Source organism: Bacillus sp. AC266 (assembly GCF_979253805.1).
Genome location: NZ_CEEDEC010000004.1, coordinates 476,857 through 501,219 on the forward strand (window position 1 = coordinate 476,857; position 24,363 = coordinate 501,219).

21 protein-coding genes, 1 pseudogene and 1 riboswitch are annotated in these 24,363 nt (G+C 34.1%); of the genes and pseudogenes, 10 read left to right on the top strand and 12 right to left on the bottom strand.

Translation table 11 applies throughout. The features are described from left to right. Positions 1–185 precede the first annotated feature (185 nt). Positions 186–290, bottom strand: a riboswitch (SAM riboswitch). Between the two features lie 319 nt (positions 291–609). Further along, positions 610–1,839 carry a chloride channel protein gene (locus tag AC0IXC_RS19410; protein ID WP_002191328.1) on the top strand — a complete coding sequence of 410 codons (1,230 nt, stop codon included), beginning with the start codon at positions 610–612 and terminating at the stop codon, positions 1,837–1,839. 66 nt (positions 1,840–1,905) lie between these two features. Here AC0IXC_RS19410 and AC0IXC_RS19415 read toward each other — a convergent pair whose 3' ends face one another. The 3 genes from AC0IXC_RS19415 to AC0IXC_RS19425 form a co-directional block, all read right to left on the bottom strand. Next, positions 1,906–2,532, bottom strand: coding sequence for an FMN-dependent NADH-azoreductase (locus AC0IXC_RS19415; RefSeq protein WP_471653167.1), 627 nt, complete (start codon positions 2,530–2,532; stop codon positions 1,906–1,908). A 190-nt stretch (positions 2,533–2,722) separates the two neighbouring features. Continuing rightward, positions 2,723–3,370 (bottom strand): response regulator, encoded by a 648-nt coding sequence (locus AC0IXC_RS19420; protein WP_002016393.1) that lies wholly within the window; start codon positions 3,368–3,370, stop codon positions 2,723–2,725. Positions 3,371–3,390: 20 nt separating this feature from the next. Beyond that, positions 3,391–4,962: a GAF domain-containing sensor histidine kinase gene (locus AC0IXC_RS19425; protein ID WP_002016395.1), complete on the bottom strand. Its 1,572-nt coding sequence runs from the start codon at positions 4,960–4,962 to the stop codon at positions 3,391–3,393. 134 nt (positions 4,963–5,096) lie between these two features. Here AC0IXC_RS19425 and pdxK point away from each other — a divergent pair, with 134 nt between their 5' ends. Further along, positions 5,097–5,921, top strand: coding sequence for a pyridoxine/pyridoxal/pyridoxamine kinase (gene pdxK, locus AC0IXC_RS19430; protein WP_215590531.1), 825 nt, complete (start codon positions 5,097–5,099; stop codon positions 5,919–5,921). A 111-nt stretch (positions 5,922–6,032) separates the two neighbouring features. On the opposite strand, the gene AC0IXC_RS19435 is transcribed toward pdxK, so the two are convergent. From AC0IXC_RS19435 to AC0IXC_RS19470, 8 genes are all read right to left on the bottom strand, one after another. Beyond that, entirely contained in the window at positions 6,033–7,088 is a 1,056-nt protein-coding gene (locus tag AC0IXC_RS19435; protein ID WP_063226000.1) for a GGDEF domain-containing protein, read from the bottom strand. A 146-nt stretch (positions 7,089–7,234) separates the two neighbouring features. After that, complete coding sequence (locus tag AC0IXC_RS19440; protein ID WP_002130134.1) at positions 7,235–7,438, bottom strand: YbdD/YjiX family protein; 204 nt, start codon at positions 7,436–7,438, stop codon at positions 7,235–7,237. Further along, the gene (cstA, locus tag AC0IXC_RS19445; RefSeq protein ID WP_002089870.1) at positions 7,431–9,506 is read right to left on the bottom strand and encodes a carbon starvation protein CstA; all 2,076 of its coding nucleotides are present in this window, start codon (positions 9,504–9,506) and stop codon (positions 7,431–7,433) included. Before cstA ends, AC0IXC_RS19440 begins: the two co-directional genes overlap by 8 nt. A 122-nt stretch (positions 9,507–9,628) precedes the next feature. Further along, positions 9,629–10,345, bottom strand: coding sequence for a LytR/AlgR family response regulator transcription factor (locus AC0IXC_RS19450; protein WP_002089871.1), 717 nt, complete (start codon positions 10,343–10,345; stop codon positions 9,629–9,631). A 207-nt stretch (positions 10,346–10,552) separates the two neighbouring features. Next, positions 10,553–11,752, bottom strand: coding sequence for an MFS transporter (locus AC0IXC_RS19455; protein WP_002016404.1), 1,200 nt, complete (start codon positions 11,750–11,752; stop codon positions 10,553–10,555). A gap of 155 nt (positions 11,753–11,907) precedes the next feature. Further along, positions 11,908–12,648: a WecB/TagA/CpsF family glycosyltransferase gene (locus AC0IXC_RS19460; protein ID WP_002016406.1), complete on the bottom strand. Its 741-nt coding sequence runs from the start codon at positions 12,646–12,648 to the stop codon at positions 11,908–11,910. A 21-nt stretch (positions 12,649–12,669) separates the two neighbouring features. Further along, positions 12,670–13,779, bottom strand: a complete 1,110-nt coding sequence (locus AC0IXC_RS19465; RefSeq protein ID WP_002089874.1) for a glycosyltransferase family 4 protein — start codon at positions 13,777–13,779, stop codon at positions 12,670–12,672. A 95-nt stretch (positions 13,780–13,874) separates the two neighbouring features. Beyond that, positions 13,875–15,326 carry an O-antigen ligase family protein gene (locus tag AC0IXC_RS19470; protein ID WP_193652225.1) on the bottom strand — a complete coding sequence of 484 codons (1,452 nt, stop codon included), beginning with the start codon at positions 15,324–15,326 and terminating at the stop codon, positions 13,875–13,877. A 495-nt stretch (positions 15,327–15,821) separates the two neighbouring features. Between AC0IXC_RS19470 and AC0IXC_RS19475 the strand changes: the two genes are divergently transcribed. From AC0IXC_RS19475 to AC0IXC_RS19485, 3 genes and pseudogenes are all read left to right on the top strand, one after another. Further along, positions 15,822–16,454 (top strand): trimeric intracellular cation channel family protein, encoded by a 633-nt coding sequence (locus tag AC0IXC_RS19475; RefSeq protein ID WP_002016412.1) that lies wholly within the window; start codon positions 15,822–15,824, stop codon positions 16,452–16,454. A gap of 241 nt (positions 16,455–16,695) precedes the next feature. Beyond that, positions 16,696–17,076, top strand: a pseudogene (locus AC0IXC_RS19480) (protoglobin family protein); the annotation flags it as partial. After that, the gene (locus AC0IXC_RS19485; RefSeq protein ID WP_370458378.1) at positions 17,071–17,877 is read left to right on the top strand and encodes a methyl-accepting chemotaxis protein; all 807 of its coding nucleotides are present in this window, start codon (positions 17,071–17,073) and stop codon (positions 17,875–17,877) included. The pseudogene AC0IXC_RS19480 and the gene AC0IXC_RS19485, both read left to right, overlap by 6 nt. Positions 17,878–17,968: 91 nt before the next feature. On the opposite strand, the gene AC0IXC_RS19490 is transcribed toward AC0IXC_RS19485, so the two are convergent. Further along, on the bottom strand, positions 17,969–19,282 hold the full coding sequence (locus AC0IXC_RS19490; protein ID WP_088040505.1) for an ArnT family glycosyltransferase: 1,314 nt from the start codon (positions 19,280–19,282) through the stop codon (positions 17,969–17,971). Positions 19,283–19,648: 366 nt separating this feature from the next. On the opposite strand from AC0IXC_RS19490, the gene AC0IXC_RS19495 reads away from it, so the two are divergent. The 5 genes from AC0IXC_RS19495 to AC0IXC_RS19515 all read left to right on the top strand — a co-directional run bounded on the left by AC0IXC_RS19495 (position 19,649) and on the right by AC0IXC_RS19515 (position 24,186). Beyond that, positions 19,649–20,161 (top strand): acyl-CoA thioesterase, encoded by a 513-nt coding sequence (locus AC0IXC_RS19495; protein ID WP_000412118.1) that lies wholly within the window; start codon positions 19,649–19,651, stop codon positions 20,159–20,161. A gap of 218 nt (positions 20,162–20,379) precedes the next feature. After that, positions 20,380–21,108: a glycosyltransferase family 2 protein gene (locus AC0IXC_RS19500; RefSeq protein ID WP_000021472.1), complete on the top strand. Its 729-nt coding sequence runs from the start codon at positions 20,380–20,382 to the stop codon at positions 21,106–21,108. Between the two features lie 6 nt (positions 21,109–21,114). Continuing rightward, positions 21,115–21,459, top strand: coding sequence for a DUF2304 domain-containing protein (locus tag AC0IXC_RS19505; protein ID WP_002016417.1), 345 nt, complete (start codon positions 21,115–21,117; stop codon positions 21,457–21,459). Positions 21,460–21,690: 231 nt separating this feature from the next. Then, positions 21,691–22,671 (top strand): glycosyltransferase family 2 protein, encoded by a 981-nt coding sequence (locus AC0IXC_RS19510; RefSeq protein ID WP_088040506.1) that lies wholly within the window; start codon positions 21,691–21,693, stop codon positions 22,669–22,671. A gap of 93 nt (positions 22,672–22,764) precedes the next feature. Beyond that, complete coding sequence (locus tag AC0IXC_RS19515; protein ID WP_088040507.1) at positions 22,765–24,186, top strand: oligosaccharide flippase family protein; 1,422 nt, start codon at positions 22,765–22,767, stop codon at positions 24,184–24,186. The last annotated feature ends 177 nt before the right edge of the window (positions 24,187–24,363 follow it).

Consider the following 24,363-nt stretch of genomic DNA (forward strand, 5'->3'; position numbering starts at 1 on the left):
CACCTCCAAATTCGGCAAATGCGAGGAAGTTAGGTGGGAGATAACTGCCCGATTGATGAAGGCTAATAATTAGCGGGGGAGGGACAAAACCCCCACTGATTAAAGTTTCACTTTATCCAAAATAAAAAACTGCCCCTTCCCTGAAAACAAGAAAGGAGCAGTTTGAAAACACGCTCTAAGGCTCTTTCTTATCTCTCAGGATTATTACCTGCAGGATTTGGCACAATTCCGTTATACGGCTGTTGCCAAGGTTTCATCGGGCCTGTCCCTCCACCTTTTCTTGATAAGACTATGCAATTACCGTTGATTTTATAGCAATAATTTCCTGATGTCAAATGGTTTTTCTGAATGTTCTAAATTAAATGCAAGGAATTTAATATAAACAACAAAAGAAATATATTCCATATTCATTTGAAAAAGACCTTTTAAAAACTCCGATCAATATATAAAATTAAATAAGTGGTTTAACCGCGTTGGTTTCAAATTTTCATGAGATTTCAATATATTGAATAAGCCAAACCCTCAAAAAGATACTATATATATTCAATTCATTTCACACTAGCATATTTAATCCTTTCTACATGAAAATTTACATAACGGAGGTACAACATGACAAATAAAAAGGACATGCACTATATACTCGTCCTATATGGCATTCTTTTAGGCTCTATAGTAGGAGCTACAGTCTGGTTATTTTTAGTTACAATAAATATCGGAATTCACTTTATTTGGGGATACTTACCTACTATTTTCTCTTCTCCGCCTTATTACACCATTTGTGTAACAATCATCGGTGGTATCCTCGTTGGTTTAACACAAAAATACTTCGGTACATATCCACGTCTTATGCCCGAAGTGATGGCTGAATATAAAAAAACAGGTAGAATCGAATACAGTTTTGTACATAAAGCTACTTTAACTGCGATTATCGTTTTAATATTTGGAGCTAGTTTAGGCCCAGAAGCAGCACTCGTTGGAATTATCGGTGGACTTTGTACATGGGTAGGAGATCGCTTTAATTTTGCTTTAAAGGGAATGAATGAACTAACAGAGGTTGGAATTGGTGCTACTTTAAGTGTAATTTTTAATGCACCATTATTCGGTTACTTAGCTCCGAATGAAAATGAGGGTGAACAAATTAATGAATTTTCGAAAGGAAAAAAAGCAATTGTATATTTAGCTACCACTTTTGCCGGTTTTTCCGTTTACTTATTGCTTAGTAAACTCGATAATCGTGGATCCTTTATTGTTGATTTTGGGGAAGGGTCTCTTGCTCTTAATGAATGGATCGCCTTTCTACCACTTGCTAGCATTGGTGCTATAGTTGGTTTCTTTTATTTCAAATTAGAATTCACATTAGAGAAATTAATCCACCCCTTCAAAGAATACAAGGTATCACTTGGAATTATAGGCGGTATTTTATTAGGAATTACAGGAACTTTTCTTCCTTACACGTTATTCTCAGGGGAACATCAATTAAAAGATTTAGTCGTTGAATGGAGCCATTTATCCTTCTGGGTACTACTTCTTTCAGGAATTTTAAAATTATGTATTACTGCCGTTTGTTTAAATACGGGTTGGCGCGGCGGACATATTTTCCCAATTATATTTGCTGGATCAAGTATCGGATATGCTATAGCTTCTATTATCCCTATAGATCCAATAGCTTCTGTAGCCATCGTCACGACAGCTATTTCAAGCTATGCATTAAGAAAACCAATAGCTATAACATTACTATTACTCATGTTTTTCCCGCTCAATTTATTATTACCGATGCTCGGGGCAGCAGCGATTGGGAATGCATTTCCGCTTCCTAAACATAACGAAACTACAAATTAATATAAAAAAACAGCATTAACATGTAAATGTTAATGCTGTTTTTTCGAGTGACGATTATATTTTTAATTAAAATTTACTTGCTACTTTAGCCGCTTCTTCAAGACCTGCTGCAATGATCTCTTCTGCTTTATCTGGGAATTGGTTATGTCCTTCAATAACTACTGTTTCCATGTTTGTTACACCGAAGAAGCCCATCATGCTCGCTACATATTTTACAGCCATTTCCATTTCAGCTGCTGGTCCTTCAGAATATACGCCGCCGCGTGCATTTAATAATGCAATCTTCTTATCTCCAATAAGCCCAACTGGACCTTCTGGTGTATATTTAAACGTTTTACCAGCACGGTTTAAATAATCAATATACGTGTGTAATACGGCTGGAATCGTTAAGTTCCATAATGGGAAACCGAAAACTACTTTATCAGCTTCTAAGAATTGATTTAAATACTTATCAGCAACTGCTACCACTTTTGCTTCTTCTTCTGTTAAATCAAATCCTCTACCTGCTTTGAATGTACCATTAATCATATCTACGCCTACATATGGTAATTCTTCTTTATATAAATCAAGTTCTACCACTGTATCATTTGGATGCGCTTCTTTATAGTTTGCTAAAAATGCCTCGTATAATTTCACACTAACTGCTTGTTCCGCTGGGCGGTTGTTTGCTTTTACAAATAAAACTGTTGCCATTGTTTTTCCTCCTACTACTCACTCTTATGTTGTTATATATCACTTACGAAAAAGGGTACTCCCTTATAATTATTGTTGCTTACAAATACATTTTATCTTTATATCAAAACAATTACGTCCTCACATAGACGTATTTTTCCATAAAAAAAGTCCACCTTCTAAAGGCGAACTAGGTCTTACGACTTTTGTCTTATACGATTCCATTTTTCACTGCATATAATGCTGCTTGTGTGCGATCGGATAAATGTAACTTACTCAAAATACTACTCATATGAGCTTTTACCGTTTTTTCTGTAATAACTAAAACAGAAGCAATTTCTTTATTACTCATCCCTTTCGCCAATAACTGCAATACTTCATTTTCTCTCGCTGTTAATACATCCACTTGAACGGAAGGTTCTTCTTCTTTCTCTTCCTGTGGTAATGTTTGAGAAAGAAGGGCATTTGCTATATCTGGATGTAATTGAATATTACCTTTATACGCGCTTCGAATAGCTTCAACAAGCTGATCTGGTTCGATATCTTTTAAAATATAACCGCTCGCCCCAGCTTTTAGTGCCGGCAATACATGAGCTTGATCAGAGAAACTAGTCAATACAATTACTTTCACGTTTGGATATTCTTTTTTAATACAAGCTGTTGCCTCAATTCCATCCATCTCAGGCATATATAAATCCATTAATACGACATCTGGACTTGTTTCGCCTACTTTCACTAGCGCCTCTTTCCCATTATTTGCTTCACCAACTAATTCAAAATCTTCCTGTGTACTTAGAAAAAATGCTAATCCTTTTAAAACAACTGTATGATCATCAACTAACAATACTTTTATTTTCACAAACTTCCCTCATTTTCACATCATAATGGTACATTTACTTTTATACTCGTTCGTTTCTTACTACTTACAATTTTAATTGTTCCACCAACTAATTCTACTCTTTCACGCATCGTAGTCATACCGAGTGATTTCTTCTCTTTTATATCCTTTTCTACAAACCCATTTCCTTGATCGACTATTTCTAATGATACATTTTTCTCCGTCACTTTGAAATAAATCGTCGCTTCTCTTACATTCGCATGCTTACTTACGTTATTTAAAGCTTCTTGTCCAATTCGCCATAGCGCTTCTTCTACTACACGCGGCAAATCACGTACACCTGTAACTTGTTCCCGAATTTTCAATCCTAAACTTTCACCATATTGCTTTAAAGCTGGTAATAACCCTTTCTCTAATCCAGCCGGACGGAGCTGCCAAATTAATGTCCTCATTTCTTTTAAGGCACCTTGTGCTAATTCACGCATCTCATACAAAGACTGATCTACCTTTTCGTTTTGACCCTTTAAGACAGCTTCAGCGCCTTTCGTCATAAACGTTAATGAAAACAACTTTTGTGAAACAGAATCATGTAAATCTCTAGCTAAACGATTACGCTCTTCCATTCGTACAAGTTCGCGGCGTTTTTCATTTAATCTTAAGTTCTCTATCATTAATGAAATATGATTTGCTAACGCTTGTACTACATCTATCGTATTTATATCAAATTCTCCATTATTAGAACTTACACTTAATACTCCAAATATATGATCTTGAATATGTATCGGAATAGCGATAACTGCCCTATTGGGATGCTCTATATTCCCAACCTGACGCTTTGACAAGACAGACTCTTCTTTTTCCAACGCTTCCTGTGCTGCTGCCCTCAAATCATCTTGTAGTTCACCTTTCTTATAAGAAGCTCTCACAGCTAGTTCATTTTCTTCTCTAATAAAGAATACAACTTGCTCCCATAGAAATAAGCTCCCTATTTGCATTACAATCTCTTCTGGTAATGCATTAAATTTATGAATTGTCCTTAAAGCTTGAATAAAGCGTTCTAACTTTACATAATAATGAGCTCTTCTCTTTTCATTTTCATACAGTTTTGTACGCTTTAATGCCGTTCCAATTTGAAAGGCAACTGATTGTAATAGTACTAATTCTTCTTCCGAAAAATGCGTTTTACCTGGGCTAGCTACATTTAACACGCCAAATTCATCTTCTCCCGCTTTTAGCGGTACTGTCGCATGATGTACAATCCCTTCTGTATCTCCCCAGTTGTATTCAATCGCATTATTAATTCTCTTACATTCAATAATATTAACTGCTCGCTCTAGTTTTCCTTCCACAAAGCGGTGTAAGCACCAGCAATTCCCCTCACACATCGGTCGTTTATTTTCGAATTTCAATCCCTCTGGTAATTGGTAATCAATTAATTTTGTATATCTACCATTTTCATCCGCAAGGAAAATCCATCCTGTCGTTAAACCAGTTACATTCAACAGCTTTTCCAGCACAGCTTGAAGTACGTGATATGTATCATTTGAGGTATTCAACGTTTCTGCAATCTCTTTTAATATAACTAATTCATTTGTACGATTCTCTTGAAACATAATTCGTCTCCTACATACAAGATTTTAAATAGTACTTAACATAAATCATCTACTTTTCACTTTGTACTTATTCGTAACATTGATATAATGGTGAAAACATAGTTTTCATTATATCACTTGAGGGGGCTTTCATAATGACATTGAATAAGGCACTTACTATCGCTGGTTCTGACACAAGTGGCGGTGCTGGTATACAAGCAGATTTAAAAACATTCCAAGAACTTGGTGTATACGGAATGACATCTCTTACGACAATCGTAACGATGGATCCACATAACGGTTGGGCACATAACGTATTCCCAATCCCAGCTTCTACATTAAAACCACAATTAGAAACGACAATTGAAGGCGTTGGCGTAGATGCTTTAAAAACGGGTATGCTTGGATCAGTAGAAATTATCGAAATGGTTGCGAAAACAATTGAAAAGCACAATTTCGAAAATGTAGTAGTTGATCCTGTTATGGTATGTAAAGGAGCGGATGAAGCGTTACATCCTGAAACAAATGACTGCTTACGTGACGTTCTTGTTCCAAAGGCATTAGTCGTAACGCCAAACTTATTTGAAGCATATCAATTAAGTGGTGTGAAAATTAATTCTCTTGAGGACATGAAAGAAGCTGCAAAAAAAATCCATGCTTTAGGTGCTAAATACGTACTGATTAAAGGTGGTAGCAAACTAGGCACAGAAACTGCTATTGATGTGTTATATGACGGCGAAACATTCGATCTTCTAGAATCAGAAAAGATTGATACGACAAATACACACGGTGCAGGTTGTACATATTCTGCTGCAATTACAGCAGAACTTGCAAAAGGAAAAACGGTGAAAGAAGCAGTAAAAACTGCGAAAGAATTCATCACAGCTGCAATTCGTCATTCATTTAAGATTAACGAATATGTAGGACCAACACATCACGGTGCATACCGCAAATTCGTTGCACCGAAAGAACTTGTCTAACATAACGCTTTTTATTAATAAATTTAAAAATAGATTAAAACCCACAGAACATTTATTGTTCTGTGGGTTTTAATTACTTTACAGAAATCTTTTAAAGCACTCCCCGAATTCCTATGATGCTGAACTAACCTTGTTTCTACCATTTCTTTTTGAATAATATAACGCATCATCCGCTGATTGAATAAATTGCTCAGGTGATTTTTTATATTCTGAAAGCCCAACAGAAACTGTAATTTTAATTTTTTCCCCATTTAGCAGTTGAAATGAATGCTTTTCAACTGCTAGTCGAATTTGTTCCCCTATACGAGTTCCAAATGCTACTCTCTTTTTTGGTAACAACAGAGCAAACTCTTCGCCACCCTTTCGAAAGACTAAATTTGGGAATGGTGCATTCTCTAACAAAATACGCCCTAGTTGTTTTAACACTTCATCTCCAGCAGGATGACCGTACGTATCATTTACATACTTAAAGTGATCAATATCGATAAGTAATAAACAAAGTGAATCATTTTTCATATGCTTGCTACCAATATGACGATTCATCTCGAAATCAAACTGTCTTACATTTCCTAGATTCGTTAATGCATCTATCGTTGCATAATGCTTCATCGTTTGAAATAATTCATTGGATTGCAATACATAACTTGCACTTACAAATGTGACGTATGCCGCTACAATACAACAAACTAAATATAATGCCACTACATATATATCCTTAAATAAAATATAAAGCGGTAGTATTAAAATAGATAAACTATATACATTAAACCATATCCATTTTGTAAATATAGAAATCTTCATCCGCCAAATGAGAGTAACACCAATCCCTATTGCCACGATAGTATAGCAAGCCAATTCAGAGGCTAAAGAATACTCAGTAAAAAATACCCGTGTTATTAAAGTGATCATAACTGTTATACTACTAGCTATCGGGCCACCAATTATAATCGCCAAAACAACCGCTAAATAACGTAAATCCAACATAATATCTTCAATATGTACACCAAAATGCATCAATAATATACTTAATATCCCAGTTAAAATACCGACCAAACATTTCTGCCAAAAAGAGAATCCTTCTTTTAATGGCTTATCTCTTAAAAGCTGAGCACCTACAAAGATAAAGGACAGAATGATTGTCATATTTACAAATAGATCTCTAAACATAAAATAATCTCCCTACTTTTTCTTTTCCTTCTATCCCCTTCTATATGTTATTGTATTACGAAATCCCTATAATTCCCAAACTTTTTATTTTATTGTTCCACGTGGAACAGCAAAATAAAAAAGGAGACGAAATTTCGTCTCCTCCATTAACAACATCGTGATATCTTTCCGCCTTTTGCATTAAATCTAGCTTCTTGTGCCTCAGCAAAAAATTGCTTTTGACATAGAATTTTCTCTTCTGGATGATTTATTTTCATGTGATTTACATACGTTTCATAACTTGGAACTCCGACAAGTAAACTAATAAATTGCTTTCTCTTTCCCCATACGTTCCGTAAATTTTTAAGCATAGTTCCTCGACTCACTTTCATCTTTTGGAATATATGGTGCCTCTTTTAATGGCATTGGCTTATTTCTTAATACTTGAATCCAAATTCGAAGTGCAGAAATTAATACAGCAATTACAACTATCATAAAAATTCCACAAAGTGCCGCATCAATATAGTCATTAAAAATAATTTGTTTCATTTGCGCAACATTTTTAGCTGGAGCTAATACCTTCCCATCATCTAATGCTCCCTGAAATACTTTCGCATGTGATAGAAATCCTATTTTAGGATTTTCATGAAATAACTTTTGATAACCAGCTGTCATCGTTACAATAAGTAATCCTATAGTCGGAATAAGCGTTACCCAAACGTATGCCTTTTTCCCCATTTTGAATAAAATTGTCGTTCCAAGTAATAGTGCAATCCCCGCTAACATTTGATTTGCAATACCGAAAAGTGGCCATAGCGTATTAATTCCACCGAGAGGGTCAACCACCCCTTGATATAAGAAGTACCCCCAGCCTAATACGCATAACGTTGTAGCAACCACATTCGCTATTGTGGAATCTGTTTTCGCAAACGGCTTGTACACATGCCCTAAAATATCTTGAATCATAAATCGTCCTACACGTGTTCCAGCATCAATCGTTGTTAAAATAAATAGTGCTTCAAAAAGAATGGCAAAATGGTACCAAAATGCCATCATCGCCGTTCCACCTATTACTTGTGAAAATATATGTGCCATACCAATTGCTAATGTTGGTGCGCCACCTGTACGTGATAAAATGGTCTGTTCTCCGACGTTAACAGCAAGTTCTTTTAATTCATTCGGTGTAATAGCAAATCCCCACGAAGAAATAACTTGAGCCGCTTGTGATACATCTGTTCCGATCAGTGCTGCTGGACTATTAATTGCAAAATAAGTTCCTGGTGTTAATACACAAGCTGCAATCATAGCCATCGCTGCTACAAATGATTCCATTAACATTGCCCCATAACCAATTGGCTGTGCATGACCTTCTTGCTCAATCATTTTCGGCGTCGTACCTGATGAAACGAGAGCGTGGAATCCAGAGACAGCACCGCAAGCTATTGTAATAAATAAGAACGGAAATAAATTCCCGGAGAAAACAGGGCCTGTTCCATCAATAAACTTAGATACTGCCGGCATCTTCAAATCTGGAGCTACAATTAAAATACCAATTGCTAATCCAAGTATCGTTCCTATTTTTAAAAATGTACTTAAATAATCACGTGGTGCAAGGAGCATCCAAACTGGTAATGCCGATGCAATGAATCCATATACGATAAGCATAATAGCAATTGTTTCACCACTAAAAGTAAACATACTTGCAAGTGTTGGATTTTCTGCTACATACTGTCCACCAATAAGCGATAGGACTAGTAGAACAATACCGATTACTGATCCTTCCCCTACTCGCCCTGGTCTAATGTAACGCATGTAAACTCCCATTAAAATAGCAATTGGAATTGTTGCTGCGATTGTAAACATTCCCCATGGGCTTCCAACAAGTGCCTTCACAACTACTAAAGCTAATACTGCTAATAAAATTATCATAATACCTAAAATACCAATCATCGCAATTAATCCTGTAACAGGACCAATTTCATCTTTAATCATTTCTCCTAATGATTTACCATTACGTCTCATTGAAGCAAATAAAATTACAAAATCTTGTACAGCTCCGGCAATAACTACCCCAACAATAATCCAAATAGTCCCAGGTAAATACCCCATCTGCGCCGCCAAAATTGGTCCTACTAAAGGACCTGCCCCTGCAATCGCAGCGAAGTGATGTCCGAATAAAACCCATTTATTTGTTGGAACATAATCCTTCCCATCATTTAACGTATGAGCAGGCGTTTGCCTATTATTATCTAGGCCAAAAACTTTCCTTGCTATAAATCTACTATAAAAGCGATAAGCAATCGCATACACTGATACAGCAGCAACTAATAGCCATACAGCATTAATTGTCTCACCTTGTGATAAAGCTATTACACCAAAAGCAGATGCTCCTACCGCTGCAATAACTCCCCAAAGTAAAATTGATTTCAATGTTTTCACGTACAATCCCCCCATTACTACTTCTTAGAGGAGATTGTACTAAATTTTCTGAATATTTAATTTAAATCCTCCTTATCATGAAGGATTTCTAGGCTATTATGTTAAAATTCTCTCATTACTTGTCATAGCTCAATTTTATTTCGAAGCCGTTTTACATAATTACGGCTTACTGGAATCGGTTGCTCATCGTACCTGTCTAAATGCAAATTATACGTGCCATTATAATAAGGTTTAAGTTCTTGTACATATGACATATTAATTAAATAGCTTTTATGTACACGTAAAAAATCATATGCATTTAGTTTATTTTCTAATTCCTGGAGTGTGTATGTTGAAATATACTGATTATTCGTTGTATAAATTGAAACGGTTTTGTTTTCCTTATTTTTACTAATATATACAATATCCTCCGGGAGAATATATCTAATCCCCTCATGGCCTTCTATCGGCAGTTTACGCAGATGACTCTTTGCTTTCTCACCTTGTTCTTTTCCCATTTTATATAAAATGAATTGTAAATCTTCTTCACGAAATGGTCGTAATAAATAATAAAACGCTTGGAAACGAAAAGCTGTAATTGCCTCTTCTATATCCTCACCAATAAAAATAAATTTCGTATAACAATTCACTTCTCGTAACAAACTCGAATATTCAAAACCAGTACCATCCATTAATTGCGAATTTAAAAAAACAAAATCAGGTGTATGTTTTTTCATTATTAGCAAAGATTCTGTTCCAGTTTTCGCTTCAAAACATTCTACATTTCGAATGTTTTCAGTAAAGTTCTCAACTAATTTTCTTCGCTCTTCTGTTTCTTCCATGATAAGTAAGATTTTCATTTATCCAGCCACCTAATTCCTTTTTCCATATGTCTTGTTGTATACATTCGCTTTAGTAAGAAACATTCCCTTTTTCTTACTATACCATTATTTATCTAAAAAAACAGAAAAAAGGAAACCACTTTGGTTCCCCTTTTTTTTATCCCGATTGGTGCGGGCTAATAATCAGTGGTTGATGGACAAAACACCACTGATTAAGGTTTCTCTTTATACTAATTCCCTCTGTTTCGTTTCTTGACCAAGTATAACTACAGCAAGTGCCCCAATTAAAATTGATCCACAGAAAATCGTAAATATTAGCGATAGTGAAGCTTGTGAAGCAACTAAATACCCTACTAATAGTGGTCCAAGAATACCACCAATACGCCCAAATGCAGCTGCCATTCCTGCACCTGTACCGCGAATAGTTGTTGGATACTGTTCCGGTGTATAAGCGTATAATGCACCCCAAGCACCTAAATTAAAGAAGGATAGTAACATACCCGCCACTATTAATGCTGTTAATGAATCCGCAATTCCGAACACATAAGCACTACATGCTGTACCAATTAAATACGTAACCAATACAAATTTACGACCAAGACGTTCAATAAACCATGCAGCTGTGAAATATCCTGGGAGTTGAGCTAAAGTCATAATGAGTACGTACTGAAAACTTTTTATTAAACTAAAGCCTTTTAGTACCATTACACTAGGTAACCAAAGGAACATTCCATAATAGGAAAAGACCACACAAAACCATAGAATCCATAACATAATTGTTGCTTTACGATATTCTCCAGACCAAACCGATTTTATATTTTCAATAACGGATGGCCTTTTTGCAACCTTTTGGAACCTTGGAGAATCGGGTAAATTCCATCTTAAATATAAAGCATATAACGCTGGAACTGCACTTAATACCATAGCAACTTCCCAACCGTATTTAGGAATAACAAAATATGAGATAAGAGCTGCGATTAACCAACCACCAGCCCAAAAGCTTTCTAATAGTACAACTATTTTTCCACGTTCGTGCGCTTCAACACTTTCTGATACAAGAGTAGATGCAACTGGAAGTTCCCCGCCAAGTCCCATACCAATTAAAAAGCGTAAAACGAGGAACATCGCGAATGTCGTCGTTAAAGCAGTTAAACCACTACCGATAGAAAATAGTAATAATGTAATAATAAAGACTGATTTCCGTCCTATTTTATCTGATAGTATCCCAAAAAGGAGCGCTCCTACTGCCATACCAATTGAATTAACGCTACCTATCCAACCCATTTCTTGAGTACTTAATCCCCAATCTTTTTGGAGTGCTACGATTACAAATGAAAGCATTCCAACATCCATTGCATCAAATAGCCAGCCAAGCCCTGCTATACCAAGTAGCTTTCGCTTCGAAATTTCTTTTACCTTGCTCACAAGAAGTCCTCCTTACACAGGTGTCTTTACACATCATTTTACACGTGTGTATTTCATAAGTAAAATACTTTCTTATAAAAAATTCCCCTTCATCATTCCCAAAAAGTAAAATGTTTATCAAAAATAAACAAATAAAAAAAAGTAGCGATGTTCCGCTACTTTTTTGAACGCATTACTTCTTTTAAAAATTCAGCTAATACTAACTGACGACGCCAACGTGTTGGATTACTACATAATCTGTAAAACCACTCTAAATGAATAGATTGAATCCATTTTGGCGCACGCTTTACCTCTCCAGCCCACACATCTAAACTACCGCCTACTCCAACAGCCATTTTCGTTTCTAAACGATGCTTATTGTTTTGGATAAAGTTTTCTTGTCTTGGAAAGCCAAGTGCAACAAGTAATAGATCTGGTTTTGCCTCTTGAATACGTGAAACAATATTCTCTTCTTCTTCTTGTTTAAAATATCCATCTTGTATCCCCACGATAGATGCAGCCGAATATGTCTTCGTTAAATGATCAGCCGCGGCTTGTACAACATGTGGTTTTGCACCTAATAAGAAAACAGATACTGGTTTATTCTCTTCTGATAACTTCGCAAATAAATTACACATTAAATCAAAACCTGCTACACGTTCTTTTACAGGTGTACCAAGCATACCACTTGCTTTTACAACCCCAATACCATCAGGTGTAATTAAATCGGTATTTAGTAATGTTTTATGGAACTCTTCATCCTTTTTTGCACACATAACAATTTCAGGATTTGCTGTTACTACCTGAAAAGTATGAGTTTGCTCCAATTCTAGTTGTTCCTTTAAATATTGGACCGTTTCATCCATTGTCATTGTAGAGAAAGGAACACCTAGAATATCAACCGTTTGTACTGCCATAATTAACTATCCTCTCTATCATTAAAGGTTTTTTGCTATTAATTGCTTATATGTTTCTTTCGTATCTTCATATAATTTTTGAAGTGAGAAGTTCATAGTAGCATGCTCATAAATATGCTTGCCCATTACTGATAACTCTCCAGTTTTCCACTTATCATACGCCTCTTCTAATGCCGATGCCAATGCTTTTCCATCACCAGTCGGTACAATCCACCCATAAGTTTCATCTGCAATTAACGGTTCGATTTCTCCAGCTCTAGTCACAATTGATGGTACACGTTGATTTGCCGCTTCTAATAAAACTAATGGAAATCCTTCGCTATGGGAAGTTAACAAATTGACATGTGATGAAGCAAATAATTGTTTCACATCTTGACGATGCCCTAAAAATTCAACTTTATCATTAATCCCTTTTTCAGTAGCTAACGCCTTTAGTTCTCTTTCTAACGGCCCGTCACCAACTAATAATACTTTAATTTTCTCCAATTTTGTTTGTTGTAACGCATCGAATAAAACTTCATGTCCTTTAACAGGATGCAAACGCGCTACTTGGATTGCCGTAAACACATCTTCATCAATATTAAACATTTCCTTTTTATTATAGCCATCTGCTTTTTCCTGATCATATTCAATCCCGTTATAGATAACATGCATCTTTTCATTTGAAATACCTAATGCGGCTAAGCTTTTTTTCAACCTATTCGTTACAACAAAAAATAAATCTATATTTTTTAAAGCTTTCAAATTTAATTTAGTAAAAATCCAGCCTTTTAAGCCTTGTTTAGTAAAGTCTTGAAATGGATCACTATGAATTGTCGTAACCCATTTTGCTGCGAATTTCTTCTTCATTAGAGAAACAAAGAAATTCGCCCTAGGACCGTGTGTATGAACTACATCAAATTTTTCTTTATTAATGAATTCACTTATGTTCTTTAAAATGGATAAATCATAGCGAGATTTTTGTGAAAACACATGAACTTTTATTCCTAGCTCTCTTGCTTCTTTCGCAACAATTCCATCTTCAAATACTGCTAATTCTACTTCACCATCCGGAAACTGATCGAGCAGTGAAATAATATGTGTTTTTCCTCCACCATCTTCTGCCCCTGCATTCATATGCAATATCCTCATATTTTTTCCTCCTTTAAATCCTCGCTACATTTCCATCTATCTTTATTTTACTGTACTAAAAAATAAAAGCTAACAAAAGTTAGCTTTTATTTTTATCATTCAATTTCTAAATCTACAATTAGACAAGCTAACACCACTACAAAGTAAATCCCTACTCCTGGTGCTGTCAAAATATGTCCTGCAATATATGCAATACCTAATGCTAATACTAAGCTTGCTGTAATCATTCCATATTTCACATTAAATATTTCCTTAAATCTTGTAACAAATGCTAGTAGGATTCTTACGCCGTAATAAATAAATGGAATCATCATTAACGCAAAACCAATAATTCCGAAATCATAAAACCAATCATGGAAGTCCATTTCGATTAGCTTCGGATCTGGCTCTTTTTGTTCATTATACTTAAAGTTACCTGCGTAACCCATTCCAAATAATTTTTGTGACATTGGCGCTTCTTTAAAGAACTGCTTATGTCGCTCTTCATATACTTGACGTCCACTGAAAATAAGATTTTCTTGATTTTCTTTCTTTTGCTCTTTCTCAAGTTCTTTCTTAACTTCAGCTTCTACCTTCGCCTTTTCTTCTGGTTTCTCAACTTTATGTTGTTTTTCTTCTTTTTTAATTTTCTCTTTAATTTCTTTTTCTTTTTGACCTTGCTGCGCTACATTTTGTTCTGATAAATAATTGTTATGAATACCCATATTTTGTGCTAATGGCGTCATTTTAAACGTTCCAACAACACCAGCTAATAGGAAAATAGCAATTAATCCATTAAGTACAAGAGACCTTTTGTTTGGATTTCTTCTATCAAATAATAATTGTAGTACGATAATCCCGATTGCTGCTGCTAACGTAGCACCAATTGAGCCCATCCCTACTTTCGTACCAACTTGAATTAACGAGTAAATCATTAAAAGCGATGGAATCCAATATAAAACGTGTTTCACGCTCTTTGTTTTTTGAATAGAATATAGTACCACAATAGGGAAAATAATAGCTAAGATTGACCCTAGTTCATTACCTGCATAGAACCACCCTCGGGAACCAACTTTCATCCATTCATAACTACCGAAATCTGTACCTGTCGTAATAGAAATAACCATAACAGCACTAATAATTAATGTTGAATACATAATGTTATTTCTAACTTTATCGCTAATATTTACTGTTTTCTTTAGTGATTTTAAAGCTAAAATGTATGAACCAAGCATAATATATATATACAATGCTTTTCCAATGAATTTAACTTCTTCTGCGAGTACAATAGGACTCTTGATTAACTTGTTATTAATAAACCCTATTCCTAATGCAGCTCCTAGTAATACAAGATAAATCAAAAACTTCCTATTTTCTCTTTCTTTTGCCTGAATTAAAATATAGATACCGCCCATTGCCATAATGAGGAATCTCACCATAATTCCAACTGTCGCATTTACTTTTAATAACTCAATGCTAAGAGACGTTAATAAATCTAAAACAGGCTGTAAAATAATAAAAAAGAGCAAAAAATGCTCAAATCTAACCCTAGCTTGATTTGCTAACATTCCAAGACCTCCATACAAAATCTTCACATTATCTTTTAATCATAGTTTTCTACTGTTTAAACACACCTAGCAATTATAACATAACTCATATTTAAATTGAGAACTATTTTTCATGCCGAAACTAGTCAAGTCCAGCATTATTAGTAACCGAAAACATTGTCCTTTAGCTATCCTTCCCTCTCCCTATAAAAACTATCTAACACATATGCACTTATTTTCGACCGTACAAAAATATTTCTTTATCATTTTATACAAATGTACAAATCGGACTTATCTTATTGTACTATCCCTCCAACTAAGCTACATCAAAAAACTATACTATTAATCTTTCCACACTTTTTCGCTTTACTTTATTGCTACTTATCAAGCATTTTCAAACGCTTTCTTTAGCTATTTCATCCGTTTTTCTACATGTAGCGAAAAGTAATTGTTATTTCCAAAACTTTAGTGTATATTTTTTCTCTGGAACATCTTTAAGAGGAAGGAATTAAAGCCATGTTATTAATCGATATATTTACGTTTCTTGGCATTATCGCCGCTGCCATTTCTGGTACATTAGTTGGTTTAAAAAAAGATCTAGATTTATTTGGTGTCCTTTGTTTAGCTGTAGCTACTGCGCTCGGCGGCGGTATTATTCGTGATATTATGATTGGTAACCTGCCTCCTGTCGCATTTGTAAAACCCATTTACTTTTTCGTAAGTGTACTATCAGCATTATTCACATGTATGTTTTTTGAGCGCATTAATAAACTTCAAGTCGTTATTATGCTTTCTGATGCTGTTGGTTTAGGGGTATTTACAGCTATTGGTGCAAATGCAGCAATGTCACATCACGTTGACGCCTCGTTTTTAGTCGTTTCAATGGGAGTTATTACAGGTATTGGGGGCGGTATTTTACGTGACATTTGCGCTCAAGATATCCCGTATGTATTCCGAAAAGAGATATATGCAATTGCTTCTATTCTAGGAGCAGTTAGTTTCTTAATTACACATGCAATGGGGGCACACATATTAGCTTTCTATGTCTGTTTATTAATAACATTCGTTATTCGTGTAGTCACCGTAATATATAATGTACATTTCCCAGTTTTCTTTAAAACACATGCAAAAATTAATAAAGGCCATTAAGAGAATTCTACATAGAATTCTCTTAATTTATATACAATTCCATATACTATAGAGTAATTGTATATAAAAATATATAATTACATTAGAACAAAAAAATGAAAACGTTTTATAAACAGGGGGAAGAATGATGCTTGGGGTTTTTAAAAAAAATAAAACAAACACCAGTATAATTGAATTAAGCAAAGACCAACAAATCATATTTAACGTGCCTGCTAATTCTGAACTAAAAACTCAAATGGATATGCTACATATTTCAAAGGAAGATTTACAAATTGTTAAAGTATTACAGTCATTTATTTATGAGGAAATAGATTGGATAACAGAAAAATTCTACACCAACATCACAAAACAACCTAATTTAATTGCTGTTATTGAACGCTACAGCTCTATTCCCAAATTAAAACAAACTTTAAAGACACATATTAAAGAATTGTTCAGCGGGAATATGAATGAAGATTTTATTGAACAACGTGTTAAAATTGCAAAAAGGCACGTACAAATTGGTTTACATAGAAAATGGTATACCGCTGCTTATCAAGAATTATTCCGCTCCGTCATAAAGATTTTGCAAACGAAAATTTCAACGATAGACGATTTTTCTTATTCTATAAACGTAATAAATAAATTATTCACATTAGAACAGGAACTTGTTATTGCAGCTTATGAGTCCGAATATGAAAGAATCCAAAAAGAACATGAAAAAGAAAAAGAACTGACAACTATGACGATTACACATATTGCAACAGAACTAGCGGCAGTATCTGAAAAAACAAGCTCTTCTATTCAACAGTTAACATCTAAATCAGAAAGTATCGTAGGAATTGCAAAAACAGGTACATCATTAGCTACGACATCAGAAGAAAAGGCCAATAAAGGAAAAGAACAATTAAATTTGCAAAACAAACGAATGGAAAGCATCCAAACGAATATGGAAACTATCATTACTGATACTCATGAACTTCTTGATATTTCTAACAAAATTAACGAAATCATTGATATTGTAAAATCAATCGCCGAGCAAACAAATTTACTAGCATTAAATGCTGCTATTGAATCTGCACGTGCTGGCGAATTTGGTAAAGGTTTTTCAGTCGTAGCGGGAGAAATCCGAAAGTTATCAGAGCAAACGAAAGAATCAATTTCCAACGTTACAAAACTTGTTGAAAAAACTAATGAACAAATTATACACGTCTCTTCTTCCGTGGAACAAATAAGCTCTCTCGTATCTGAAGGGACAGATAGTATGCATGCGACAGATCAATATTTCCAAGAAATCGTAAAAGATATGTCTAACTCTAAAGAACAAAATAAAAAAATTGAAAATGAATTAGAGACTATCTCACAAGTAATGAAGAGTATTCAAGACGATTCCTCAACAATGGCCTTAACAGCGGATAATTTACAACTAGAACTAAACCGATAAGAAGAATCGATACAAAGTGGAGATTCGTCATCTCCGCTCTGCATTCATCCTTATCATCCATCTACAAAAAAAGAATCCAAAATGGATTCTTTTATTTTCTGAAAAATATTTTTTGGCAATAAAAATAACTCATATAAACACCAAAGCTTTGTAAAATAAACAAAGCTGGCATAATAATATTATAATATGCCATATCTACTCGGAAGAGCCTTAACGACACGTATCCGGTAATTAATAATACAAACAACATATATCCTTCATTTTGCTGTTTCTTAATTAGAAAATGTAATAAAGCTATGGCCATAAATAATGTCACCACTATATATATAAGCTTTTCACATTTAAAAATAATAGAATTTATTCCCTCGTCTGAAAGCTGGTTAATAACTGGTTTTAACAGTTTAAATCTTTCTACTTCCATTTCTTTTAACTCTTGATCAATGTGCTCTTTTACACTTTTATTTTTGGATGTTTTTTCTTCATTTTGACTTTTTCCAATTAAAACAGATTGAACATAAGTCTGATTAGAAATCGTATACTGTGACATTCCCATCATCTTAATACCATAGCTCACACCAAAATGAGTACTATAAAACAGAATAAGTATTCCCATCATTTTTAATAGTAATTTTTGTTTCGTTGCTGATTGAAATAATTCAATTAACAGCACATATACAACTATAAAAATAGGTAAAAATAACCCCATTGGGAAAATCATATTGCTAAGCGCAAATAAAATGGCTGAAATTACCCACATATAAGGATGGTCTAATCCCTTATATAAAAATATGTAACAAGCACAATAAAATAAAAATATTGCGAGTGATTCCGCCGTTAATACAGAACTCATAAATATATTTGGAATATATAAAGCGTAAAACATTGATGCAATACGACCACACTCTTCTCCAAAGACCATTGACGCAATGCGATAAATGAAAAATGCAGTTCCTGTACAAAATAAAATATTAAATAATTGTAAAGCGAATACCGTATCACCAAATATACGAATGATGATCGATTCATAAATAATAAAAGGTAACTGTGCTATATTTTCTATATTATTGCCAATTGCAATCTGCTTTGCAGACTCATACATAGCTTTCATATCACCTATCATTGGAACATCTACTAATAGAACTGTGATAAGTCTTACAACTGTAGATATGCTTATAAGAAAAACAAGAAATTGTTTATCTGTAAAACGATATTGCAAAATTGATGCTACTAACAAAATAAGAATAACAAAAATCACTAATACAATTGTTATACTTGTTGTACTTCCTCCAAAAAATTGCTTACTTGTTTCAAAAGCCGACCAACAACTATAGGCAAAAAATGCGAGCATCGCACCAATCATTATTTTACTGAAGAAAGACGAAAAATTTGTTCTTATATGATTCATATGTCCATTGCACCTCTATTTCCATTCATAACAAAACGATTCTATCATGAATAAGCACAAGGTTAATAGGGAATTTCTATGACAAATACATAGTCATTACTTTTTCACTTGCAATGTAAGCGAATCCTCTTTTACACTACATTTTATATATGATAAATTTTCTTTCAGTTACATGAATACAAATACAGAAATTTCAATAAAGTGAAACTTTAATCCACGGGGGTTTTGTTCATCCCCCACTGACTATTAGCCCGCAAATAGTGGGATAATCCTCTTTTGGAACACTTTACTTCATTAAATATCTAATATGGGTACTCCACTTACACATGTCACTCTGATTGAAAACAGAAAATAGGGGATGAATATATGGAAAAGAAATTCATGCGAGAATCAAAAGCAATTAAAACAACACGTGTTTTTCCTAACGATTTAAATAATCACCAAACACTTTTCGGGGGGAAATTATTAGCAGAAATTGATAGTATAGCTTCAATTGCGGCTGCGAGACACAGCCGCAAACATTGCGTAACAGCATCTATCGATTCCGTTGATTTTTTAACTCCAATTCACCAAGCAGATTCTGTTTGTTATGAAGCATTCGTATGTTATACAGGAAAATCTTCAATGGAAGTTTTCGTAAAAGTAATTGCAGAGGATCTACTAGCAGGCGAGCGTAGAATGGCCGCAACGTGTTTCATTACATTTGTCGCATTAAAAGACGGAAAACCTTCATCTGTACCACAAGTAATTCCTGAAACAGAGGAAGAACATTGGCTACATACAACTGGTTCAGAGCGTGCAGAAAATAGAAAAAAAGGACGTTTGAAAAGTAAAGAAATGGCCGAAGTGTTAACTTTAAGTAAGCCTTGGAATATGTAACATTAGGATTTTATCTTATACATGCACAGGTTTTTTCTTCCTTGCATGTATTTTTTATTATAATAAAGTGTTACGCCTTAGCATTTTTATTCGATGCCTGTTTCCTAAAATCACCCATCAGCTTTTCCTTTATTTTGTTATACTATTAATGGTATATTAAATAATGTTCGTTTAAAAATAACCATAGTATGATTAAGTATATAAGGGATGGTGCGATAATGTCTATTGAGGTACCAATTTCAATACCAAAAACGTTAATTATTATTCCAGCGTATAACGAGGAAGAAGCAATTGCAGATACATTAACAAGATTATTAGAACTAAAACAGCATTTTACAGCATTAAGCATTTGCGTTATTAATGATGGATCAAAAGATAAAACAGCTCAAATCGTAAAAGATTTCCCTGTTCATCTTGTTAATTTACCATACAATCTAGGTATCGGTTCAGCTGTACAAACTGGATATAAATACGCTTATGAGAACGGATATGATATTGCGATTCAGTTCGATGCTGATGGACAACATAATCCTGATGATTTATACAAAATCATACAGCCTATTGCCGAGGATCAATGCGATATGGTGCTTGGTTCACGTTTTACAGAAAAAACAGCATATAAAGGTAGTATTTCCCGAAGAATCGGTATTTTTTATTTTACCGCTCTATTGAAAGTACTAACAAAACAAACATTTATGGATCCAACTTCTGGGTATCGTGCTATCAATCGAGAAGTAATTAAGATTTTTGCACACAATTATCCAAAAGATTATCCGGAGCCAGAAGTCCTTATTCATTTAAAAAAGAAAAAACTCCGCATTAATGAAATATCTGTAAATATGCAAGAGCGACAAGGCGGACAATCTTCCATCACTCCCCTTAAATCTGCATATTACATGGTTAAGGTAAGTCTTGCTATATTGATGCAAAAAATCGTGAAAGGTTGATAATAAATGCATATAATTACCTTTTCATTTATCTTTATTTTATTACTATTCTTCTTAATTATTAATTCCATTCGTCGTGGGACTTTAGAAACAAAATATGCTATTTTATGGATTTTTGTTTGTGTTGCAATGGCTATTTTAAGTTCTACGGATAAAATTATAAATTGGATTGGAAAACTATTAAAAGTAGAATATCCTCCGTCCATTTTATTCTTATTCGGACTATTATTCTGTTTTATCCTAATTTTTGACCTGACGAGAAAAATCTCCAAATTACACCATCAACTTGTAACATTAACGCAAGATTATGCATTATTAAAACAAAAATTAAAGATAACAGATAAAGAATAACTTCCTAACTAAATACTAATATATAAAAGCTCCTGAATTTTGCTTGAAAAATTCAGGAGCTTTTATCATTTCAAATTATTTCTTTCTAATTATAAGAGATACCACAATAGAAAGTTGATTTACAAAGTTTATATGCGTTAAACTTATACAGATGTTCTTGTAGTCTTCTTCCTTTCAAAAGGCTTGTATATATGGTACAAAACATAAAAAATTTGAGGAGATAAAAACTCTATGATGGAACAAAAACAACTCGTTTCCGTTGTCATACCTCTGTATAATACGGAAAAATATATTGAAGAAACGATGCAATCAATACTAGATCAAACATATAAAAACATTGAAATTGTAATTGTAGATGATGGAAGCAAAGATCAATCACCTTCTATCGTAAAAAATCTTGTACAAAAGTACCCAGGACAAATAAAATACGTCCCTCAAGAAAATCAAGGTGTTTCTGTTGCTCGTAATACAGGAATTGAAAATGCTAGCGGAGAATATGTTGCTTTTCTTGATAGTGATGATTTATGGAATCCAACAAAAATCGAAAAACAAGTTGAAAGCATGCATAAAAACAACATGAACGCTTGTTATTGTGGCTATATGAACTTTTACGAAGAGACTGGTGAAAAAGTTGAGCACACGACAAACTTTATTAAAGGTGATATGACAAAAGCTTTCTTAACGCATCAAGTTGTTGCTCAGACGAGCACTTGGATTTTCAAAAGATCTATCGTGATGGATCATAATATTCGTTTCACACCAGGATGTAGCTGGGGAGAAGACTTAGAATTTCTATTTAAATTAATGAGTGTAACAAATGTATGCTATGTAGATGAATATTTAACATATTATCGAATCTTATCCGAAGGAAATCTTTCTTCAAAGTATAAAGATTATGAATTAAAAACAGCAAAAGAATTAGAAGTATTTAATCGCATGAAGGATTGGGTTCATAATAAATCAAAAGACTTGATCGTGAATGATTCTACAGAACTTATTGAAATCCTTGAAACTTATCTATTCCCATATACAGTCATTAACAATGCTTGTATATACATTAAAGGAAGCTCTAAGTTAGATAAATCACAAGTTCAATTAATCAAGGGCGATATAAATAAATATTGTCGCAAAATTTATTCGAAAAATGGAAAACGAAGCAAAAAGCTATACGCAATGCTTTGGTTTGTACGAATAAAGTTTATGTTTTCTTAAATAAAGAATACGCTTTTAAACATACTTTCCGTAAACAAATCAAATTTACAAATAGGACGAAGTGCGTCCTGAAAAATAGAAAGGTCTTGTTCCATGAAAACAAATAAAATCCTTAAAAACGCCTCCTACCTATTTGTAGGAAATATTACTGTTCGATTTGTACTTGCTATTGCGACCATTTTCTTTGCAAGATATGTTTCACCAAAGGAGTATGGGATGTTTACAACTGCTTTAGCAGTTTCCGCTGTTATTTGTTATTTTACAGATGCAGGTTTGACACATACATTTATGCGTGAAGGAACGAGAAGCAACGCTAACATTAGCGTACTAATTAGTAGTTATTTACGTATTCGTTTAGTATTAGCTATCGTAATTTCTGTGCTCTTCGCTATTTTCGCTCAGTTCTTCTATCCTGATGCTTACTTACGTGCGATGGTATATTGGGTTGTACTGCCGACAATGTTTGGAGCCACTTTACAAGGTGTTGGGATGGCTTACTTCCAAGTAACAGAACGCATGCAATTTACAGCGATTATTTCTGTAATACAAGGTGTAACAGCCGCAGCTGCTCTTCTACTAGGAATGTCCTTTAAATGGTCACTTATGATGGTTGCTGCCATGTACGGGATATCCAGTCTCGTAACAGGACTCATCGCCTTTATAATGGTAATTCGCCATACAACAGTTCATAAGGGCTGGGATAAAGGTATTTTAGATCAATTGCTCATTTTCACAATCAATGGCATTATCATTATGCTCTTACCACAGTTAGGGCCCATTATATTAGAAAAAGTTTCAACGTATGAGCAAGTTGGATTCTTTGGAGCTGCTTCTAAAATACCTGCTGTCCTTTATCAAATACCTGGTGTAATTGCAGCGGCCTTTTATCCAAAGTTATTTGCTTTTGGAAATGAAAAGAATATTGATGAACATAGAAAACTATCTCAGTTCGAATTAAAACTTATGTCTTTCTTAGGAATGGGAATTTCGATTCCATTTATCGCCGACCCAAGTTTTTGGATTGTTACTTTATTAGGTGAAAAATATGCACCAGCCGGTGATGCTCTTGCAATCTTAGCCTTTATGGTCATTTTACAATCTATCAACTATCCACTTGCTGATAATTTAACAACTATTGGTCAACAGTGGAAGCGTGCGACAACGATGGGAATTGGATTAGCTGTCGCTATCGTAAGTTACATCGTATTAGGTAGCCAATTTGGAATGATGGGAGCTGCGGGAGCTGCTATCATTACTGAGGTTACTTTATTAATCGGATTTACTTTATTCGTTCGTAAAGGATTTACATTACTATTCAAAGGGATTGTATTTAATACACTAGCATTTATAATCAGTTACGCCCTATACCGCACAGTATTAATTAACTTACCACCACTGGTAGCTCTAACACTTACTGGTATATTGTACGGTATTATTGGCCTTGCAATTGATCCACAAATACGCGGGTTGATTTTAGGATTTGTAAATAAAAAATTAGTTCGTAAAAACGCTTAAAAGCCAAAAGCTTTTCCTATTAAGAATGGAAAAGCTTTTGGCTTTTTATATACCACCATTTACAGAACATAAATTCTGAAGACTGCACTTCATTATTCTCGAATTTTCAGTGGTTAAAAATGCTATATATTCCATGTCAAATTGACTTACTTTCTGAGAATGCTTTATACTAAATTA

Coding starts and splice junctions, on each gene's coding strand:
- AC0IXC_RS19410 (WP_002191328.1), top strand. CDS start 610: ATGACAAATAAAAAGGACATGCACTATATACTCGTCCTATATGGCATT.
- AC0IXC_RS19415 (WP_471653167.1), bottom strand. CDS start 2,532: ATGGCAACAGTTTTATTTGTAAAAGCAAACAACCGCCCAGCGGAACAA.
- AC0IXC_RS19425 (WP_002016395.1), bottom strand. CDS start 4,962: ATGTTTCAAGAGAATCGTACAAATGAATTAGTTATATTAAAAGAGATT.
- pdxK (WP_215590531.1), top strand. CDS start 5,097: ATGACATTGAATAAGGCACTTACTATCGCTGGTTCTGACACAAGTGGC.
- AC0IXC_RS19435 (WP_063226000.1), bottom strand. CDS start 7,088: ATGTTTAGAGATCTATTTGTAAATATGACAATCATTCTGTCCTTTATC.
- AC0IXC_RS19440 (WP_002130134.1), bottom strand. CDS start 7,438: ATGCTTAAAAATTTACGGAACGTATGGGGAAAGAGAAAGCAATTTATT.
- AC0IXC_RS19450 (WP_002089871.1), bottom strand. CDS start 10,345: ATGAAAATCTTACTTATCATGGAAGAAACAGAAGAGCGAAGAAAATTA.
- AC0IXC_RS19460 (WP_002016406.1), bottom strand. CDS start 12,648: ATGGCAGTACAAACGGTTGATATTCTAGGTGTTCCTTTCTCTACAATG.
- AC0IXC_RS19465 (WP_002089874.1), bottom strand. CDS start 13,779: ATGAGGATATTGCATATGAATGCAGGGGCAGAAGATGGTGGAGGAAAA.
- AC0IXC_RS19470 (WP_193652225.1), bottom strand. CDS start 15,326: ATGTTAGCAAATCAAGCTAGGGTTAGATTTGAGCATTTTTTGCTCTTT.
- AC0IXC_RS19475 (WP_002016412.1), top strand. CDS start 15,822: ATGTTATTAATCGATATATTTACGTTTCTTGGCATTATCGCCGCTGCC.
- AC0IXC_RS19490 (WP_088040505.1), bottom strand. CDS start 19,282: ATGAATCATATAAGAACAAATTTTTCGTCTTTCTTCAGTAAAATAATG.
- AC0IXC_RS19495 (WP_000412118.1), top strand. CDS start 19,649: ATGGAAAAGAAATTCATGCGAGAATCAAAAGCAATTAAAACAACACGT.
- AC0IXC_RS19500 (WP_000021472.1), top strand. CDS start 20,380: ATGTCTATTGAGGTACCAATTTCAATACCAAAAACGTTAATTATTATT.
- AC0IXC_RS19505 (WP_002016417.1), top strand. CDS start 21,115: ATGCATATAATTACCTTTTCATTTATCTTTATTTTATTACTATTCTTC.
- AC0IXC_RS19510 (WP_088040506.1), top strand. CDS start 21,691: ATGATGGAACAAAAACAACTCGTTTCCGTTGTCATACCTCTGTATAAT.
- AC0IXC_RS19515 (WP_088040507.1), top strand. CDS start 22,765: ATGAAAACAAATAAAATCCTTAAAAACGCCTCCTACCTATTTGTAGGA.